Origin of the sequence: Streptomyces sp. NPDC058274 (assembly GCF_042881375.1) — a bacterium.
Lineage (GTDB): Bacteria > Actinomycetota > Actinomycetes > Streptomycetales > Streptomycetaceae > Streptomyces.
The window spans coordinates 38,167-57,241 of record NZ_JBHVXW010000023.1 but is presented as its reverse complement, the minus strand read 5'-3'; the positions used below and the strand labels follow the sequence as shown (position 1 = coordinate 57,241).

General features: G+C 72.7%; 16 protein-coding genes and 1 pseudogene. 12 read left to right on the top strand and 5 right to left on the bottom strand.

Annotated features, from left to right (window positions below; genetic code table 11):
* Window positions 1-142: 142 nt before the first annotated feature.
* From ACFVYF_RS32725 to ACFVYF_RS32710, 4 genes and pseudogenes are all read left to right on the top strand, one after another.
* Window positions 143-868 (top strand): ABC transporter permease, encoded by a 726-nt coding sequence (locus ACFVYF_RS32725; RefSeq protein ID WP_389461266.1) that lies wholly within the window; start codon window positions 143-145, stop codon window positions 866-868.
* Entirely contained in the window at window positions 865-1,545 is a 681-nt protein-coding gene (locus tag ACFVYF_RS32720) for an ABC transporter permease (RefSeq protein WP_389461264.1), read from the top strand. The genes ACFVYF_RS32725 and ACFVYF_RS32720 overlap by 4 nt, the downstream gene beginning before the upstream one ends.
* Window positions 1,546-1,571: 26 nt before the next feature.
* Window positions 1,572-2,534, top strand: a complete 963-nt coding sequence (locus ACFVYF_RS32715; protein WP_389461262.1) for an ABC transporter substrate-binding protein — start codon at window positions 1,572-1,574, stop codon at window positions 2,532-2,534.
* Between the two features lie 100 nt (window positions 2,535-2,634).
* Window positions 2,635-3,108 (top strand): annotated as a pseudogene (locus ACFVYF_RS32710) (hypothetical protein); the annotation flags it as partial.
* 1,857 nt (window positions 3,109-4,965) lie between these two features.
* Here the strand turns inward: ACFVYF_RS32710 and ACFVYF_RS32705 are convergent.
* Window positions 4,966-6,294, bottom strand: a complete 1,329-nt coding sequence (locus ACFVYF_RS32705) for a PH domain-containing protein (RefSeq protein ID WP_389461260.1) — start codon at window positions 6,292-6,294, stop codon at window positions 4,966-4,968.
* Between the two features lie 266 nt (window positions 6,295-6,560).
* Window positions 6,561-7,055, bottom strand: a complete 495-nt coding sequence (locus tag ACFVYF_RS32700; RefSeq protein ID WP_389461257.1) for a PH domain-containing protein — start codon at window positions 7,053-7,055, stop codon at window positions 6,561-6,563.
* Window positions 7,056-7,086: 31 nt separating this feature from the next.
* Between ACFVYF_RS32700 and ACFVYF_RS32695 the strand changes: the two genes are divergently transcribed.
* The gene (locus ACFVYF_RS32695; RefSeq protein WP_389461255.1) at window positions 7,087-8,238 is read left to right on the top strand and encodes an NADH-quinone oxidoreductase subunit D; all 1,152 of its coding nucleotides are present in this window, start codon (window positions 7,087-7,089) and stop codon (window positions 8,236-8,238) included.
* Here the strand turns inward: ACFVYF_RS32695 and ACFVYF_RS32690 are convergent.
* Window positions 8,203-9,270: an SAM-dependent methyltransferase gene (locus tag ACFVYF_RS32690; RefSeq protein ID WP_389461253.1), complete on the bottom strand. Its 1,068-nt coding sequence runs from the start codon at window positions 9,268-9,270 to the stop codon at window positions 8,203-8,205. The two genes, ACFVYF_RS32695 and ACFVYF_RS32690, sit on opposite strands and share 36 nt — an antisense overlap.
* 163 nt (window positions 9,271-9,433) lie before the next feature.
* Between ACFVYF_RS32690 and ACFVYF_RS32685 the strand changes: the two genes are divergently transcribed.
* From ACFVYF_RS32685 to ACFVYF_RS32675, 3 genes are all read left to right on the top strand, one after another.
* Window positions 9,434-10,639 carry a sensor histidine kinase gene (locus tag ACFVYF_RS32685; protein WP_389461251.1) on the top strand — a complete coding sequence of 402 codons (1,206 nt, stop codon included), beginning with the start codon at window positions 9,434-9,436 and terminating at the stop codon, window positions 10,637-10,639.
* Between the two features lie 151 nt (window positions 10,640-10,790).
* Entirely contained in the window at window positions 10,791-11,462 is a 672-nt protein-coding gene (locus ACFVYF_RS32680) for a response regulator (protein ID WP_389461249.1), read from the top strand.
* Between the two features lie 47 nt (window positions 11,463-11,509).
* Window positions 11,510-12,142, top strand: coding sequence for an AAA family ATPase (locus ACFVYF_RS32675; RefSeq protein ID WP_389461247.1), 633 nt, complete (start codon window positions 11,510-11,512; stop codon window positions 12,140-12,142).
* A gap of 182 nt (window positions 12,143-12,324) precedes the next feature.
* Here ACFVYF_RS32675 and ACFVYF_RS32670 read toward each other — a convergent pair whose 3' ends face one another.
* Window positions 12,325-13,431, bottom strand: coding sequence for a DUF5937 family protein (locus ACFVYF_RS32670; protein ID WP_389461245.1), 1,107 nt, complete (start codon window positions 13,429-13,431; stop codon window positions 12,325-12,327).
* 159 nt (window positions 13,432-13,590) lie between these two features.
* Here ACFVYF_RS32670 and ACFVYF_RS32665 point away from each other — a divergent pair, with 159 nt between their 5' ends.
* Window positions 13,591-13,806, top strand: a complete 216-nt coding sequence (locus ACFVYF_RS32665; RefSeq protein ID WP_389461243.1) for a hypothetical protein — start codon at window positions 13,591-13,593, stop codon at window positions 13,804-13,806.
* Window positions 13,807-13,827: 21 nt separating this feature from the next.
* Here the strand turns inward: ACFVYF_RS32665 and ACFVYF_RS32660 are convergent, their stop codons facing one another.
* A complete protein-coding gene (locus ACFVYF_RS32660) occupies window positions 13,828-15,066 on the bottom strand; it encodes a threonine aldolase family protein (protein WP_389461241.1) in 1,239 nt (412 codons plus the stop codon).
* Window positions 15,067-15,238: 172 nt separating this feature from the next.
* On the opposite strand from ACFVYF_RS32660, the gene ACFVYF_RS32655 reads away from it, so the two are divergent.
* The 3 genes from ACFVYF_RS32655 to ACFVYF_RS32645 all read left to right on the top strand — a co-directional run bounded on the left by ACFVYF_RS32655 (window position 15,239) and on the right by ACFVYF_RS32645 (window position 19,071).
* A complete protein-coding gene (locus ACFVYF_RS32655; protein ID WP_389461240.1) occupies window positions 15,239-16,171 on the top strand; it encodes a Rossmann-like and DUF2520 domain-containing protein in 933 nt (310 codons plus the stop codon).
* Window positions 16,172-16,288: 117 nt separating this feature from the next.
* The gene (gene panC, locus ACFVYF_RS32650) at window positions 16,289-17,290 is read left to right on the top strand and encodes a pantoate--beta-alanine ligase (protein ID WP_389461238.1); all 1,002 of its coding nucleotides are present in this window, start codon (window positions 16,289-16,291) and stop codon (window positions 17,288-17,290) included.
* Window positions 17,287-19,071 (top strand): L-aspartate oxidase, encoded by a 1,785-nt coding sequence (locus tag ACFVYF_RS32645; RefSeq protein ID WP_389461237.1) that lies wholly within the window; start codon window positions 17,287-17,289, stop codon window positions 19,069-19,071. The genes panC and ACFVYF_RS32645 overlap by 4 nt, the downstream gene beginning before the upstream one ends.
* Window positions 19,072-19,075 lie beyond the last annotated feature (4 nt).

Here is a 19,075-nt window from a genome sequence, read left to right as displayed (position 1 = left end):
TGTGTGAAGGCAATGTTTCGGTCGTACGGCGACTATCGGCCATTGTCAGTGGCGGGCGTTAGGGTCGCCAGCAAGTCAAAACCATGTGCGTCTGTGCGGTCCACTGACATACGTTCGGGGATCTCGGGGGAGGTGGGGCGGGGTGAGCGAGCAGAACTGCCTGGTGGCCAACGACTGGATCTGCGGGGAGTACGTCCGTTCCCGCAGCCAGGAGCTGATCGACGCGACGGTGCAGCACGTGTGGCTCACGGCGGCCTCGGTGCTGATCGGCGTGCTCGTGGCCTTCCCGCTCGCACTGCTCGCGCGGCGATACGGCGCCTTCGCGGGCCCGATCCTCGGCCTGACCACCATCCTCTACTCGATCCCGTCCCTCGCGATGTTCTCGCTGCTGCTGCCCGTGTTCGGCCTCTCGGCCTCCCTGGTGGTCACAGGCCTCGTCCTGTACTCCCTGACGATCCTCGTGCGGAACATCCTGGCCGGCCTGCAAGCCGTCCCGGAGGAGGCCCGCGAGGCCGCCCGCGGGCTGGGATACGGCTCCGCGCGGCTGCTGTGGGAGATCGAACTGCCCCTGGCGCTCCCCTCGGTGCTCGCCGGGGTGCGCATCGCCACGGTCTCGACCGTCGCCCTGACGACCGTCGGATACATCGTCGACTACGGCGGCCTCGGCACGCTGATCATCAGCGGGCTGCGCAGCGACTTCAAGGCGCAGGTGCTCACCGCGTCCATCATCTGCGTGCTGCTCGCCCTCGTCGCCGACCTGCTGCTGCTCGGGCTCCAGCGCCTGCTCACGCCGTGGACCCGAGCGACCAGGGTTTCCCGGATACGGCGGCGGCGCCCGGCTTCCCCGAAGGTGGCTGAAGCGGCATGAACGCGATATCGGGTGCGTACGACTGGCTAGCCAGCGGCGGCAACTGGCAGGGGGAGAAGGGGATCTGGCACCGCCTCTCCGAGCATCTGTACTTCAGCGGGGTGGCCCTTGCCGTCTCCTGTCTGATCGCCCTGCCGCTCGCCCTGTGGCTCGGGCACATCGGCAAGGGGGGCGCGCTCGCCGTCAACCTCTCGAACGTGGGGCGGGCGGTGCCCACGCTGGCCGTGCTGGTGCTGCTCACGCTGACTCCGCTCGGCCGGCACGGGGACCTGCCGACGCTCATCGCGCTGGTGCTCTTCGCGGTCCCGCCGCTGCTGACGAACGCCTACATCGGGATGAGCGAGGTGGACCGGTCCGTCGTGGAGGCGGCGCGGGGGATGGGCATGAGCGGCGGGCAGGTGTTCCGCCAGGTCGAACTGCCGCTCGCGTACCCGCTGATCATGACCGGCGTCCGCTCCGCCACGGTGCAGATCATCGCCACGGCGACGCTCGCCGCGGCGGCGGGCGAAGGAGGGCTCGGCCGGATCATCACGGCCGGGTTCAGCCTGCAGAACACCCCTCAGGTGGTCGCGGGCGCCCTGTTGGTTGCAGTACTCGCACTGCTGGTGGAGGGCTTGCTGGTGGTGGCGGGACGGGTCTTCGACCCGATGCGTGGGCGCTCAGGCGCGGCGCGATGACGTACGAATTCTTGATAGGGGTAGCGATGAACAGCAGAACGCGTCGGATTGCGCTCGCGACGGTGGCCGTCAGCGCGCTGACCGTGGGCCTGGCCGCCTGCGGCGGGGACAGCCTGGAGGGCGGCGGCTCGGACAAGGCGTCGGGCGGGGGCAAGGGCAAGATCGTCGTGGGCGCCGCCGGGTTCACCGAGGCGAAGGTCCTGGGCGAGCTCTACAAGCAGGTGTTGAGCAATGCCGGATACAGCACGTCGATCCAGACCGTCGAGAACCGCGAGATCTATGAACCCCAGCTGGAGAAGGGGGCCATCGACGTCGTCCCGGAATACGCGGCGACCCTCGCGGAATTCCTCAATGTGAAGGAGAACGGCGCCAAGGCGAAGGCGGTCGCCTCCAGCGATGTCGACGCCACGGTCGCCGCGCTGGAGAAGCTCGCCGAGCCGAAGGGTCTCAAGGTGCTGCCGGCCGGCGACGCGGTCGACCAGAACGCGTTCGCGGTGAGCTCCGAATTCGCGAAGAAGCACAACCTCAAGACCCTTTCGGACTTGGGGAAGTCGGGCCTGAAGGTCAAGATCGCGGCCGGTGACGAATGCGAGACGCGGCCCTTCTGCGCGCCGGGTCTGAAGAAGACGTACGGCATCGACGTCGCGGGCATCGACCCCAAGGGTGTCGGCACGACCCAGGCCAAGCAGGCGGTCAAGAACGGCACGGACCAGCTGGTGCTGACGACCACCACGGACGCGACGCTCAAGAACTTCGACCTGGTCCTCCTGGACGACGACAAGAAGCTCCAGAACGCGGACAACGTGCTTCCGGTGGTGAACGCGAAGGACGCCGGCGATCAGCAGATAGCCGATGCCCTCGGCAAGCTGACCGACACCCTCACCACCGACGACCTTGTGGAACTCAACCGCAAGGTCGACGAGGAGCGCCAGAAGGAGGCCGATGTGGCCAAGGCGTATCTGGAATCGAAGGGTTTGATCAAGAAGTAGGCGCCCGGCTTCGTGCCTGGGGCGTGTGAAGGCTGCGGGGTGGCTGTGTTTTTACCGCGCGGGGCACCAAGATTCGCCTACGCGCGGTAAGTTTCTGGCCATGCCACGTGGACGTCATCGCCATTCCCCGCCTCTGCACAGGCTGCTGCCTCCTTCGGCGATCGCGGGCGTCTCGCTCGTCTGCGCCGCGGGGCCCTGGCTGTTCACGGAGCAGCTGGTGCTCCGTGTGCTGGCCGCGGCCGCGGCACTGACGACGATCGTGGGCTCCGTCGTCATGCGCCGCTGGGACCTGGCGGCGGGCAAGCGCGTCGCGGACCTCACGCGCGCGCGGGCGAGCGACGAGTGGCGCTACGAGGAGCGGGTCGCCGAGCTGGAGACCGACCTCGAGGAGTCGCGCGAGCTGCGCACCAAGCTTGAGCAGCGGCTGCGTGCCAAGCGGGCGGAACTGGCCGGCCTGCGCAACGAACACGCGGCGCTGCTGCGGCGGTACGCGACCGCGGAGACCGAGCGGGCCAGCGCCCTGGAGGGCCGTCGGCTGCTCGCGATAGAGGCGGCTCCGGCCAGGGAGCTGCCGCCGACCCCGACGGATCCGGACACGTCGTCCGATGTGGCCGGGGCCGGGGCCGGGGCCGGTTCCGGGGCCGAGAGCGTGGCCGAATCTCCGGTGTCGTCGGCTTCCGAGGTCGCCGAGGTCGCCGAGACGGCCGAGGAGTCGGAGGCCGGTCCGGAGTCGGAGGCCGGTCCGGAGTCGGAGGCTGGTGCGGTGGCCGAATCCGCCGTGGGGGACGGTGAGTCCGGCCCGGCGGGTGCCGAATCGGCGCCGGAGTCTCCCGATGTCTTCTCCCCTGCGGGGTCTTCGCTCTTCCTGCGTGCCAACTCGGCGCTGGACCACATCGTGAGGGGCCGGTCCGTGGCGGCCGAGTCCGCGACGACGGAGTCGGCGACGGGTGAGCACGGGGCGGTTGAGCACGGGGCGGTTGAGCACGGGGCGGCTGAGTCCGGGGCGGCTGAGTCCGGGGTCACCGGGGCGGTGCCGGATGGGGCCGTTGAGGTTGGCGCCGATGCCGATGCCGATGCCGATGCCGACGCGGGTGGCGTTGCGGATGCCGAGGCCGACGTCGAGGTCGACTCCGATGCCGAGGTCGCCGTGGACGAGTCCGTGGTCGGCGGTTCCGTCGGCGGTTCGGCCGACGGCTCGGCGAAGCGGCCGGCCAGGGGCTCGAAGGGCTCGGCCAAGGGACGGTCCGCGAAATCCGTACCGGCGCAGGGTGGTTCCGGCGCCGAGGTCACCGTCGCGGAAGGTTCTGCGACGCCGGGACCCGTGCCCGCAGGCTCAGGCTCCGCGGAGGCCGGTTCCGGCCAAGAACGTGCGCGGGAGGACGAGGCGCAGGGGAAGTCCGGGGCGGTCGACGAGCACGAGCACGAGCGCGTGGCCGCCGCGCCCGCGCTCGAAGCGGCGACCGCCACGCGAACCGCGCCCGCGCGACCGGCGCCCGAGTCTTCCGCGCCGGCGCAACCGGCGCCCGCGCGCTCCGCGTCCACGCCCCTTACTCCGGCGCGTGCCGGAGCTCCGCGCCCCCCACGCGCTTGTCACGCCGCCGGTGACACCGGGCGCGGACCGTCCACCACGGCGGCTGTTCCCACGCATGCTGTCCCCACGTCGGCCGTTCCCACGCCGGCCAAGCCGGCATCGAACGCGCCGGTACCGGACGCGCCGCTCCCGGACCCCTCCGGTGCCGCACTCGACGTACCCACACCCACACTCACGCCGGACGCCCTCGCGCCCGAGGTTTCCGCGCCCGAGGGTTCCAGCGCCACCGCCGCTCCCGCGCAGGCGGAGCACCCCGCGAAGCCCATCAAGCCGGTGAAGTCGGTGCGGCCCTCCGGACACTTCACCGTGCCGACCGCGGTGGCCGTCGTACCGGCGACGCCCCGGCGGCGGCCGATGGTCGAGGGCGGGTTCGACTTCTTCGGGACGCAGAAAGGGACCTCCCCGGCCGCGTTGGAGGCCATGCAGAACGAGGACCTCGCGGACGTGGTCGGCCAGGAGGCGCTCGCGCTGCACAAGGCCGAGGCCGAGTCGGAATTCAAGCCGGCGGACGAGGTCTCGCGCGGAGTCGGCCAGGTCATCGACCTGACCGCGCACGACGAGACGGAGCACATCGACGTGGCGGAACTGCGCAGCGCGGTTTCCTGAGTCGGCGGCCTTGAAGGAGGGCAGGCGTTCACCGCCACTGCCCTCCTTCGTGTTGTACGGAACTCTGTGCCGGAACTCTGTGCCGGAGCTTCGGGCCGCAGCTTCGGGCCGGAGCTGTGTGCCGTACGGGGTTCTTGCGCACGTAACTTCACGTCGTACGGAGCCGCACGGGGTACCAACCCCTCCCGCGGCGCCCGCCCGCCTGCGCCCGCGCCCGCACCCGCACCGTCACCTTCACGCCATCCACCGGTCCGGCCGCGCCTCCCGGCGACCGGTGCGGGAGCGGTCCGCCTGGGACTGGAGAAGTTCCGCCGCGTCCCCGGCATCCCGCAGCCGCGCCGTCACCGTCTTGTTGGCGCCGGTGTCGACATGGACGTCCGCGAGGCCCTTGAAGCGGGCCCAGGGCCCCTGTTCCAGCCGTACGCTCTGCACCTTCGCGTGCGGGACCAGTGAGAGGCTGCGGCGGAGCAGCCCATGGCGCGCCGCGAAGACCGTGTCGGTGACGGCGATGCCGTAGCCCCGCCACCAGAAGGGCACGCACCAGCCGGCCCGCCGCGGTGGCCGTGACAGCGCGCGCGGCACCGCAACCCCCGGCAGTACGCCCGCGATCACCGCTTCGGCGACCTCGCGCGGAGCGACGGGTACGAGCACGGAGTTGGACGAGCCCGCCACGTCCAGCTCCACGCGCACCCACCCGCGCCGCCGCCACAGCAGCGGTTCGACGATCCGTACCGTCTGCACCCGCCCGGGCGGCACCGTCTCGTGCGTCCGGTCGAGCAGGCCGTGGTCGATCCGCAGGCCATCCGGGGACTCGCCCACCGTCCAGTCGTACTCGCCCACGAAGCGCCCCACGCTGCTCGCGCCCGCCGCGCCGAGCAGGGGCACGGCCGTCGCGAGCACCGTCCACACGCTGTGGGTGGCCAGCCAGAGCAGCGGCGGTACGACGAGTGCGGCGGCCAGCGATCCCCAGGTCGCGCCGGTGAGCACCAGGGAGACGGCCAGGACACCGGCCGGCACGTGCAGCAGCCTGCGCACCGGCGCCTCGCCGACCTCACGTGCCGTCTCGGGAGCGAAACCGGCGGCGCGGGCGAGGAGTTCGGCGCGCAGGTGGCGGGCTTCCTCCTCGCCGAGGTAGGCGAGTTCGTCCTTCTTGTCGGTGCCGATGACGTCGAGTTTCAGCTTGGCGACGCCCGCGACCCGGGCCACCAGCGGCTGGGTGACGTCGACGGCCTGCAGCCGGTCGAGCCGGATGTGCGCGGTGCGGCGGAACAACAGGCCGGTACGGATGCGCAGTTCGGTGTCGGTCACCGCGAAGTGGGTGAACCACCAGGTCAGGAAGCCGTAAAGGGCGCCGCCCGTGACGAACACGGCCAGCCCGAGGAGAAGGGTGGTCGTGGTGAGCCTGGCCAGCTGTTCCTGGGCCTGGTTGGGGTCGTGCACCGCCCATCCGGTGAGCACGGCGACGGGGGCCCAGGCGCGCCGCAGCGGCGTCACCGGATGCAGCCGCGACTCGACCAGCGGCTCGGCCTCCAGCACCTCCTGACCGGCGCCCGCGACCAACACCTTCTCGCCCTCCGGCGAAGACGCCGTGTCCCTGGGGGATGAGGGCGTACGTTCCGGCGACAAGGCCGCGCCCCTGGGCGAAGAGGCCGTATCTTCCGGCGACGGCGACGGCGACGGCGACGGCGACGGCGGCGACGACGACGACGGCCACGGCGACGGGTCCCCGGGGGATGTGCCCGTACGTTCCGGCGACGGCGGCGTGTCCCCGGGCGAAGCGGCCGTACCTTCCGGCGACGGCGGCGTACCCCCCGACGGCCGAGGCGTCGTCACAGCCCCGCCGATCGGGCCTCGCCGAGTTCCGTGAGCCGGTCGCGCAGCCGTTCCGCCTCGGCCGGATCGAGGCCGGGGATGCACGCGTCCGTCGCGGCCGCCGCCGTGTGCAGCTGCACGCTCGCCAGTCCGAAGTGCCGTTCCACGGGCCCGGAGGTCACCTCGACCAGCTGCATGCGCCCGTACGGCACGACGGTCTCCTCGCGCCACAGAACACCCCGGCTGATCAGCAGGTCGTCCGCCCGCTCGGCGTACCGCCAGGACCGCCAGTTGCGGCCGAGCATCCGCCAGCCCCACGGCATCAGGGCGAGCGGCAGCAGTGCGAAGAGGGCCCAGACCGGCTCGGCGAGCAGGCCGAGAAGCAGCCCCACGCCGAGGGCCAGCAGCCCCAGCCACACCACCAGCAACAGCCGTCGCATCCGCAGCAGGCCCGGCGGCAGGCCGGTCCAGACCGGCTCGTCCCGCGTCTCATGTGAGGTCCCCGTCTCCATGCCGCAAGCGTACGTACGAGAGACTGTCCCCATGACTCCTACGACGGAGACCATGGTCGGCATCGGCGGCGCCGCGGAGAGCACCGACATGGTGCTCAACATCGGGCCCCAGCACCCGTCCACCCATGGCGTGCTGCGGCTGCGGCTCGTGCTCGACGGCGAGCGGATCCAGCACGCGGAGCCGGTGATCGGCTATATGCACCGCGGCGCGGAGAAACTCTTCGAGGCGCGCGACTACCGCCAGATCGTCATGCTCGCCAACCGCCACGACTGGCTCTCCGCGTTCTCGAACGAGCTGGGCGTGGTCCTCGCCGTGGAGCGGATGCTCGGCATGGAGGTCCCGGAGCGCGCGGTGTGGATGCGCACCCTGCTCGCCGAGCTGAACCGGGTCCTCAACCACCTGATGTTCCTGGGGTCGTACCCCCTCGAACTGGGCGGTATCACCCCGGTTTTCTATGCCTTCCGGGAGCGCGAAGAGCTCCAGAACGTCATGGAGGAGATCTCCGGCGGCCGGATGCACTACATGTTCAACCGCGTCGGCGGCCTCAAGGAGGACCTCCCGGCCGGCTGGGCGGTACGCGCGCGTGCGGCCGTCGCCTCGGTGCGCTCCCGGATGAGCGTGTACGACGACCTGGTGCTCGGCAACGAGATCTTCCGGGGCCGTACGCGACAGGTGGGCGTGCTCTCCCCCGAGGCGGTGCACGCCTACGGAGTGAGCGGTCCGATCGCGCGCGCCTCCGGGGTGGACTTCGATCTGCGCCGGGACGAGCCGTATCTCGCGTACCCGGAGCTCCAGGACACGCTGAAGGTGGTCACGCGCCAGGAAGGGGACTGCCTCGCCCGTTTCGAGTGCCTCCTTGAGCAGACGCACGTCGCCCTGGCGCTGGCGGACGCCTGCCTCGACCGGCTCGCGGAGCTGGCCCCGGGGCCCATCAACCAGCGCCTCCCCAAGGTCCTCAAGGCGCCCGAGGGACACACGTACGCCTGGACCGAGAACCCCCTCGGGATCAACGGCTACTACCTCGTCAGCAAGGGCGAGAAGACCCCGTACCGGCTGAAGCTGCGCTCGGCCTCCTACAACAACATCCAGGCGCTCGCCGTGCTGCTGCCCGGCACGCTGGTCGCGGACATGGTGGCGATCCTGGGGTCACTGTTCTTCGTGGTCGGGGACATCGACAAGTAGTCGGCCGAGGGGTGCGTTCGGATTCCCGACGGGCTGGAGCAGTCGGCCGAGGGGTGCGTTCGGAATCCCAACTGGCTGGAGCAGCCAGCCGAAGTCGCCCAGTCCGCCGGGCGCGGTGAGCTCGGCCGCCGCGCCGGCGCCCGCGAGGGCGCGCACATACGCGGCGGGGTCGCTCGTGGCCAGCGACAGGGGCGGGCGCGCGCCGTGCACGCCCAGCGCGCGCAGCGCTTCCCGCTGGGTCAGCACGCGCCCCCCGGGCAGCGCGCACGCGTCGAGCGCCACGTGCGCCGTGATGTCGCACGACCCGTCGGGCACGGGCACCGTCTCCCTGCCCTCCCGGAAGCCGGTGAGCGTCCCGAAGGGCGGGCGGGCGCCGGTGACGTGCGCGTAGTCCGCCGCGACGGCGAGACCGCGGTCGAGGCACGCGACGGCACCGGCCCAGGCGGTGTCCCTGGGGAGGCCGATTTCGGCCCGTGAGCCCTCGGCGCCGGGCGGCCACCACCGCGCGAGCCACTCCGCGTCCGCCCCCTCGGCGGGCGGTCCGAGCCGCTCGGTCCCGTCCGGCCGCACGAGGATCAGCCGCGGCACGCCTTCCGCGTCCGTCTCGGCCACCTCCAGGGGGACGTTGTCGAGCCACTCGTTGGCGAACAGCAGCCCGGTGATCCCCTTCGGGGGCGCGGGCAGCCACTCGATCCGGTGATCAAGATCCGCGGGGCGGCCGGCCCGCTCGACGGCGTACCCACGGGTGCGGGAGGCGATTTCCCCGGGCAGGGCCGCGAGGACGCCCCCGACGAGCTCGCCCCGGCCCGCCGCCATGTCGACGAAGTCCAGCTCCGCCGGGTGCCCCAGCGCCTCGTCGACGCGGCACAGAAGCCGGGCCACGGCCTGCGCGAAGAGCGGGGAGGCATGCACCGACGTGCGGAAATGCCCCGCGGGTCCCTCGGGACGCCGATAGAACCCGGCAGGTCCGTACAGCGCCTCCTCGGCCGCCTCCCGCCACCCGCGCCAGCCGTCCGCAGCCTCATCTGTCACCGGGCCAGGCTAGGCCTCCGCGGCCCCCGCTCCGAGTCGGGCGGCAGTGGCCGATGAGCGGCCGAGGAGTGGGCGCCCTCCACCTTGCGGAGTACGAGCGCGGGTTCCGGATCGAACCTCCGGTTGACCCCTGCACACACCACGCTTCCCTACGCTGGGTTACGTGCAGCGCCTCTATGACTTTCTCCGCAGATACCCGACGTGGGTCGACAGCTTCTGGGCCGTCGTCCTGCTCGGGCTGACCAGCGTGAGTCTCAGCAGTTTCAACGGGGCGCCGGACCACCGGGGGCCGCTCGCCCTCGCGTTCCCGCTCGCCCTTCTCCTGTGCCTGGTCGTCGCCCTGCGCCGCCGTATGCCCGAGAAGATGCTGGTGCTCGCGGCCGTCGTCGGCGTCCTGCAGCTGGCCCTCGACGTCGGGGTGTCGCCCGCGAACTTCTCGATGCTGGTGATCATCTACACCGTCGCGGCGGACGGCGCCCGCTGGGCGTCGCGCTTCGCCCTGATCGGCGGCCTGTGCGCGGCGATGCTCTCCCAGCTGCGCTGGCCCCAGCAGGAGACCAGCACCGCGGGTGTCGTTCTGATAACGGTCTTCCAGACGGTGCCCTTCGCCCTCGCCTGGGTGCTCGGGGACTCGATCCGCACCCGCCGCGCCTATCTGGCCCAGCTGGAGGAGCGCGCGGCCCGTCTGGAGAAGGAGCGCGAGGCCCAGTCCAAGGTCGCGGTCGCCGCCGAGCGCGCCCGGATCGCCCGTGAACTGCACGACGTCGTCGCGCACAACGTGTCGGTGATGGTCGTCCAGGCCGACGGCGCCGCCTACGTCCTCGACACCGCCCCCGAACAGGCCAAGAAGGCCCTGGAGACCATCTCGGGCACCGGCCGCCAGGCCCTCGCCGAGATGCGCCGCCTGCTCGGCGTGCTGCGCACCGGCGAGCACCAGGAAGGCGGTGAGTACGTGCCGCAGCCCGATGTCGAGCAGCTCGACGATCTCATCGAGCAGGTGCGCACCGCGGGCCTCCCCGTCGATTTCAAGGTCGAGGGCACTCCGCGCCCGCTGCCCAGCGGCGTCGAGCTCACCGCGTACCGCATCGTGCAGGAGGCCCTCACCAACACCCGCAAGCACGGGGGCGCGAACGCCGGGGCGAGCGTGCGCCTGGTGTACTTCGACGACGGCCTCGGACTGCTGGTCGAGGACGACGGCAAGGGCGCCCCGCACGAGCTGTACGAGGAGGGCGGCGCCGACGGCCGGGGGCACGGGCTGATCGGTATGCGCGAGCGCGTCGGTATGGTCGGCGGCACCCTGGACGCGGGACCGCGCCCGGGCGGCGGCTTCCGCATCAGCGCACTGCTCCCGCTGAAGCCCGCGCACTGACACCTGTACGCACACTTGTACGTATGCAGGTGTGCGTCCGTGACCCGTGTACGTGTACGTCCGTGACCCGTGTACGTGTACGTCCGTGACCCCTGTACGTGTACGTCCGTGACCTGCTGATACCCGCTGTACGTCTGTGAAAGGGACCCCGATGGCGATCCGCGTGATGCTCGTCGACGACCAGGTGCTGCTGCGCACCGGCTTCCGGATGGTGCTCGACGCCCAGCCGGACATGGAGGTCGTGGCGGAGGCGGGCGACGGTGTCGAGGCCCTCCAGGTGCTGCGCGCGACGGCGGTCGACGTGGTGCTGATGGACGTCCGCATGCCGAAGCTGGACGGCGTCGAGACGACCCGCCGCATCTGCTCGGAGCCCGAACCGCCGAAGGTGCTGATCCTGACCACCTTCGACCTGGACGAGTACGCGTTCTCCGGGCTGAAGGCGGGCGCCTCCGGCTTCATGCTCAAGGACGTGCCGCCCGGCGAACTGCTGACCGCCATCCGCTCCGTGCACAGCGGTGACGCCGTGGTCGCGCCGTCCACCACCCGGCGCCTGCTCGACCGCTTCGCGCCGATGCTGCCCAACGCCGGCAAGGAGCCCCAGCACAAGGGGCTGGAGCGGCTCACCGACCGCGAGCGGGAGGTCATGGTGCTGGTCGCGCAGGGATTGTCGAACGGCGAGATCGCTGCCCGGCTGGTCCTGTCGGAGGCGACCGTCAAGACACATGTGGGGCGCATCCTCACCAAGCTGGGGCTGCGCGACCGGGTCCAGGTCGTCGTCCTCGCGTACGAGACGGGGCTGGTGCGGGCGGGCGGGCACGGCTGACCCGGGGCCGTGGCCGGCGGCTGACGGCCGGCCACTAGGGTCTGCGCATGCTCCTGTGGATCAACGGCCCCTTCGGGGGCGGCAAGACACAGACCGCACACGAGATCCGGCGCCGCCTGGCCGGCTCCGTCGTCTGCGACCCGGAACACGCAGGCTTCGGTCTGCGCCGGATGCTGCCGCCCGAACTGCGCGGCGACTTCCAGGACTTGGCGTCCTGGAGGGCGGGAGTGGTCGAGGTGCTCGACCTCGCCCTCACCCGGCACGACGGCGTGGTCATCGCCCCCATGACGGTCACGGACCCCGGCTACTTCGCGGAGACCGTCGGGCGGCTGCGTGAACTCGGCCACGACGTACGCCACTTCGCGCTGCTGGCCGAGCGCGAGACCGTACTGCGGCGGCTGCGCGAGCGCGGCCTCGGGCACGCGCTGCGGTTCGCGGCGGGCAAGGACGCCCCGCTGCGCAGGGAGAGCTGGGCCGTCCAGCAGCTCGACCACTGTCTGGAGCGGCTGCGCGAGCCGGAGTTCGCCGAACATCTGTGGACCGACCACACGACCGTCGCCAGGACGGCCGACCGGATCGCCGTACTGGCCGGACTGACGCTCGCCCCGAACCGGGACGGGGCGATGCGGGGGCGGCTGCGGCGGGCGTGGACGGGGGCGCGGCACATCCGGTTCGACTGAGACGGACGGGCTCGGGGGTCACTCGCCGGCTCCGGTACGCCCGCGGGGCTTCCCCCTGTCGGCCCGTGCCGGTGTCAGCGCAACGCGTTGGTGGGCCCGTGCCGGTATCAGCGCAGCGCCTTGGCGGGCGCGGGCAGGCCTCAGCGCAGCGCCTTGGTGACCTCGGCGAGCCCCGGCCCGCCTCAGCGCAGGATGCCCTCCAGGAAGTCGCTGCCCAGCCGGGCCACCACCGTGACGTCCAGCTGGTGGAGCACGTACCGTCCGCGGCGGCGGGTGGTGATCAGGCCCGCCTTCTTCAGGACGCCCAGGTGCCGGGATATCTCCGGGGCCGTCATGCCGTGCACCTGCGCGAGCTCGCCCGTCGTGTAGGCGCTGCGGGCGAGATGGCGGCAGATCCGCATCCGGACGGGGTGGGACAGCGCGGTCATGCGCAGGGTCAGCTGCTCGACGGAGGGCGGGGCCGCGAGCTCGGGGGAGCCCACGGGGTAGTGCAGCACCGGCTGCCAGCGGAATCGGTGCAGCACCATCAGATGGGGCCAGCCGAGGCTGGTGGGCACGAGCAGGAGGCCGCCGTCCGCCGTGGCCGTGCGTCCGTCGGCCAGCTTGTCGACGGTGATCCGGCCGGCCGGCTCGTCCAGGGACAGCGCGGGGGAGACCGAGGCCAGCGCCTCGGCCAGGCCCTTGCGGCGCAGCAGATCGGTCTTGTGCCGGACGTCCGCCGCGAGCTGGTGGCGCAGCCGGTTCCAGACCTCCGCGAAGAAGGCCTCGTCGCAGTCCTCAAGGAACTGCCTCAGCCAGGCCCGCACACACGGCGGGTCGTCCAGCAGCCGCCGGGTGAACCGCACCTGCTGCGGCCCGCGCGAGGCGGCCAGATCCAGGGCACGCGCGCGCACCTGCGGATGGGCGAGCGCGCCGGGACCCTCCGTGTCGTACGTGATCGCGCCGGTGAACTCCAGCGCAGCGTCCACGAACTGCTCGTCCGTCAGCTTGTCCAGCAGGTCCAGCTCCTCGGCGAGTGTCGCCGCCGGGAGCGTGGATCCGCCCGGGATGCCCGCGGAGGGCAGGAACAGGTCCGAGAACGTCGTACGCCACAGGAAGTCGGCCTCGCACATCCGGTCGGCGAGATGCGGGTCGAGGCCGGCGGTCACCGTGGTCGCCCAGCCCTGGAGCCCCGGGTGGTGTCCCGGCTCGGACAGCGCGTGCAACGCCATCCCGAGCTCGGCCAGCGGTGACGGCACGACGGCGACCCGCTCCCGCCGCAGCCTGGTGATGTCGATCTGCACGCTCATGACCTCATGGTGCACCCCGCCACTGACAACGCCTCCGTCGATTGACGAGGGCCGTCAATCGAGGCGACATGCGCCGTGACCAGGCGCAGTCTGAGATGACCGGGGCACCGCGGGCCCACCGGATCCCACCGTTCACCCGTCCCGAAGAGGCGATCCGTCATGAGCGTCACCCAGCAGTACCTGTTCGACACCTACCGGGCCCAGCGCCACGGCGAGCCGGCCCCGCCCGCGCCCGGCACCCACGACTGGCAGGTCGTCCGCGAGCTGCGGGACTACCGGAGGTTCCGCGCCGTCGTGGCCGGCCGCCCGGCCCGTGGGCGGCTGCGGGAGGCCCTGGGCCGGTGGCTGACCGGACGGCCCCGCGCGAGCTGCTGACCCGGCCGGCGGGGCACCTCCTCACGGCCCGTCGGGCAGCCGCTCCACGAAGCCCCGGACGGCTGCCCTGACGTCGTCGGCCGTCCACGCCAGGCCCGCGGATCCCACGGAGACCTCGGTGAACGACAGGGCGGGCCCGCCGCGGTCCCAGGCGTTGGTGAACAGGTACGTCCCCGTCTCCTCGGCCTGCCGGGTCGCCGCGTCCTCCAGCACCTCGGAGTCGTACGGCAGCCAGACCTGGAACTCGTGGGTGTGCGGCTGCTCCGGGTGGACGCGCGACCAGGGCAGCCCGGCCGCCGTGAGACCCTCGCGCAGCGCCTCGGCGACCACGCGCGCGTGGGCCACGTATGCGGGCAGCCGCGGCAGTTCCCGGTCCAGGCCGATGAGGGCGGAGAGCACCGTCGGGAACTGGTGGGCGACCTGGCCGCCGTAGCGGTGGCGCCAGGTCCTCGCCTCGTCGATCAGGGTCCGCGGGCCGGCGAGCACCGCGCCGCTGTAGCCGTCGAGGGACTTGTAGAACGACACGTAGACGCTGTCCGCGAGGTCCGCGATCTCGTCCAGGGGGCGGCCGAAGTGCGGGGTGCACTCCCACAGCCGGGCCCCGTCGAAGTGGACCACCGCGTCGCGTTCCCGGGCGGCCTCGACGGTCGCGGAGAGCTCCTCCCAGGTGGGCAGGACGTATCCGGCGTCCCGGAGGGGCAGTTCGAGCATCAGCGTCCCGAACGGCTCCTCGAAGTCCCGTATCTCGTCGGCGGTCGGCAGCCGGGGCTCACCCGTCACGCGGACCGGGCGCAGGCCGCTGACCGTGCTGAGGGCATGCCGTTCGTGCACTTCGGGGTGGCTCATCGCGTGCAGGGCGACGGTCGCGTTGCCGGTGCGGCCCGCCCAGCAGCGCAGGGCCACCTGCTGGGCCATCGTGCCGGTGGGGAAGAAGGCGGCAGCCTCCTTGCCCAGCAGTCCGGCGACCCGCTCCTCCAGGGCACCGACGATCCGGTTCCCGTAGACGTCCACGGTCTCGTCGAGGTCGTAGACCTGCGCCGCCTCGTCCAGGAGGGCCAGCCGTTCGCGGAGCGTGGCCCGGTGCCCGGAACGCGCCAGGACGTGCCGAGCACCCCGGTACGCGGCCATCCGGCGCTCACGCCGCCGCTCGTCCGGCGACGCCTCGTCCGGCCCTGCCTCCGGCCCCACGAGCGGCTCCGCGGACCGCCCCTCGCCGTCCTCGGCCGTCCGTTCGCCGCCGTGTTCCGCCGTATCGCTCATCCCCGGATCATGCCGTGGGTCCCTCCGCACCGGCACCTCATTTCCGGGGCCCCGGAGGCGTTCGGAAACCCACAGCCTGTGGACAACCGAACAGCCCTCGAACCAATCGCGTTAACATGACGAGAAATCGTCCGGTACCCCGAGCGGACTGGAACGGGAAGGCCGCCGTCGCGTGAGTACATTCCAACAGCCAGACCCCAAGGACCGCCCCGCGCGGCTCACCGTCGGCGTCGTCGGCGCCGGCCGGGTCGGACCGGCGCTCGCCGCGTCCCTCCAGCTGGCCGGACACCGCCCGGTGGCCGTGTCCGGGGTCTCCGACGCCTCTAGGAGGCGGGCCGCCTCGCTGCTGCCCGACGTCCCGCTGGTCACCCCGGCCCAGGTCCTGGAGCGCTCCGACCTGGTCCTGCTGACCGTCCCGGACGACGCGCTGCCCGGCCTGGTGGAGGGCCTCGCCGAGACCGGCGCCGTCCGGCCCGGCCAGCTGCTCGTGCACACCTCCGGGCGGTACGGCGCGCGGGTGCTCGACCCGGCGCTCCGGGCGGGCGCGCTGCCGCTCGCGCTGCACCCCGCGATGACCTTCACGGGCACACAGGTCGACGTCCAGCGGCTGGCCGGCTGCTCCTTCGGGGTCACCGCGCCCGACGAGCTGCGGCTGGCGGCCGAGGCACTGGTGATCGAGATGGGCGGCGAGCCCGAGTGGATCGCCGAGGAGAACCGCCCGCTCTACCACGCGGCACTGGCCCTCGGCGCGAACCACCTGGTGACCCTGGTCGCCCAGTCCATGGAGCTGCTGCGCACGGCGGGGGTGGACGCCCCCGACCGGATGCTCGGCCCGCTGCTCGGCGCCGCCCTCGACAACGCGCTCAGGTCGGGCGACGCGGCCCTCACCGGCCCCGTCGCGCGCGGGGACGCGGGCACGGTCGCCGTGCACGTCTCCGAGCTGCGCAGGCGCGCCCCCGGCACCGTCGCCGGATATCTGGCGATGGCCCGCGCGACCGCCGACCGCGCCCTCGCCCACGGACTGCTGAAGCCGGAGCTCGCCGAGGACCTGCTCGGGGTACTCGCCGACGGCGCGGCCCTGCCCGACGACGGGAGCGACCGATGACCACGCGCTTTCCGCGCACTGACGGGAGCGACCGATGACCACCCGGCTTTCCGCGCACCGACCGGAGCGACCGATGACCACGTCCTCGTCCTCTTCGCGCACCGACGGGAGCGACCGATGACCACCGCTGTGCTGCGCACCGCCGGCGAGCTGCACGCGCGCGTGTGCTCCGGCCGCCGTGTCGCCGTGATGACCATGGGCGCCCTGCACGAGGGCCACGCCACGCTGGTCCGCACCGCCCGCGCGATCGCCGGGACCGAGGGCGAAGTCGTCGTCACGGTCTTCGTGAACCCGCTCCAGTTCGGCAAGGGCGAGGACCTCGACCGCTACCCGCGCACCCTGGACGCGGACGTCAAGCTCGCCGAACAGGCGGGCGCGGACGTCGTGTTCGCCCCCTCCGTGGACGAGGTCTACCCCGGCGGCGAGCCCCAGGTCCGCATCGGCGCGGGCCCCATGGGCGAGCGGTGGGAGGGCTCCTCGCGCCCCGGGCACTTCGACGGGATGCTCACCGTCGTCGCCAAGCTGCTCCACCTCACCCGCCCCGACGTGGCGCTGTACGGGCAGAAGGACGCCCAGCAGCTCGCGCTGATCCGCCGCATGGTGCGCGATTTGAACTTCGGCGTGGAGATCGTCGGGGTCCCGACGGTGCGTGAGGAGGACGGGCTCGCCCTGTCCAGCCGCAACCGCTACCTGTCGTCCGACGAGCGCCGTACCGCACTGGCCCTCTCCCAGGCCCTGTTCGCCGGCCGCGACCGGCACGCGGCCCAGGAGGCGCTGCGCGCGCGGGCCCGCGAAGTGCCCGCCACGCGTGCGCGTGCCGAGGCCCTCAGCGCCATAGGCGAGTCCCGCGCCGCGGCCGACGCGCACGCGGTGGCGAAGGCGGCCCCGACCACCACCAGCGGTCCTGCGGCCGTGCGGGCCGCCGCCCGGCTCGTCCTGGACGACGCGGCCCGCCTCCAGCCGCCGCTGGTGCTCGACTACCTGGCCCTGGTCGATCCGTCGGACTTCACCGAGATCGCGGACGACTTCACCGGCGAGGCGGTCCTCGCCGTCGCCGCCCGGGTCGGCACGACCCGGCTGATCGACAACATCCCCCTGACCTTCGGAGCCGCCTCGTGACCGGCACAGGTACTGGCAGTACTGGCATACGGCTGCACGCGCCCGCCCCCGGCTGGTCCATCGCGGCCGATGTCGTGGTGGTCGGCTCCGGCGTCGCGGGACTCACCGCGGCCCTGCGCTGCGAGGCCGCGGGCCTGCGCACCGTCGTCGTCACCAAGGCCCGGCTGGACGACGGCTCCACGCGCTGGGCGCAGGGCGGCATCGCCGCGGCCCTCGGCGACGGCGACACCCCCGAACAGCACCTGGACGACACGCTGGTGGCCGGCGCGGGCCTGTGCGACGAGGACGCCGTACGCATCCTCGTCACCGAGGGCCCCGACGCCGTACGCCGGCTGATCGCGACCGGCGCGCACTTCGACGAGTCCTCCGAGGGCGCCCTGGAGCTCACCCGCGAGGGCGGCCACCACCGCCGCCGCATCGCGCACGCGGGCGGTGACGCGACCGGCGCCGAGATCTCCCGGGCGCTCGTCGAGGCGGTACGCGCGCGTGGACTTCGTACGGTCGAGAACGCCCTCGTCCTGGACCTCCTGACGGACGCCGACGGCCGCACCGCGGGCGTCACGCTGCACGTCATGGGTGAGGGCCAGCACGACGGCGTGGGCGCCGTGCACGCCCCCGCCGTGGTCCTCGCGACCGGCGGTATGGGCCAGGTCTTCTCGGCCACCACCAACCCGTCCGTGTCCACCGGAGACGGTGTCGCGCTCGCCCTGCGCGCGGGCGCCGAGGTCAGCGACCTCGAATTCGTGCAGTTCCACCCGACGGTGCTCTTCCTGGGCGCGGACGCCGAGGGCCAGCAGCCGCTGGTCTCCGAGGCGGTCCGCGGCGAGGGCGCCCACCTGGTCGACGCGGACGGCGTGCGCTTCATGCTCGGACAGCACGAGCTGGCCGAGCTCGCTCCCCGGGACATCGTCGCCAAGGGCATCATGCGCCGTATGCAGGAGCGGGACGCCGAGCACATGTTCCTCGACGCCCGGCACTTCGGCGCGGACATGTGGGAGCACCGTTTCCCGACCATCCTCGCCGCCTGCCGCGCCCACGGCATCGACCCGGTCACCGAGCCCATCCCCGTCGCCCCGGCCGCCCACTACGCCTCCGGAGGCGTGCGCACCGACCCCCGCGGCCGTACGACCGTCCCCGGGCTGTACGCGTGCGGCGAGGTCGCCTGCACCGGCGTCCACGGCGCCAACCGCCTCGCCTCCAACTCGCTGCTGGAGGGGCTGGTCTACGCCGAGCGCATCGCGGCCGACATCACCGCGAACCACGAGGAGAGCCACCTCCACGCGCGCGTGCCCGTCCCCGTCCCGCACCCCGAGAAGCCCGCGCACCCGCTGCTCGCCCCGGAGGCACGGTTCGCGATCCAGCGGATCATGACCGACGGCGCGGGCGTGCTGCGCTCGGCCGGGTCCCTGGCCGGCGCGGCCGACCGCCTCCAGCGGCTGCACGCCGACGCCAGGGAAGCCCTGGACGAGAACGGCAAGACGTCCGAGCCCGGCGTCGACACCTGGGAGGCCACCAACCTCCTGTGCGTGGCCCGCGTCCTGGTCGCCGCCGCCCTGCTGCGCGAGGAGACCCGCGGCTGCCACTGGCGCGAGGACCACGCCGACCGCGACGACGCGGACTGGCGCCGGCACATCGTCGTACGGCTGAATCCCGACCGGACCCTCGCCGTACGCACCACCGACACAGCAGACTTCCCCCCGACCCTCCCCCCGGCACTCGGCCGCACCCGAACAGGGGGGACTCCCACCCCCCGGCCGGCGCCCCGTCCCCAGGAGCAGTGACAGC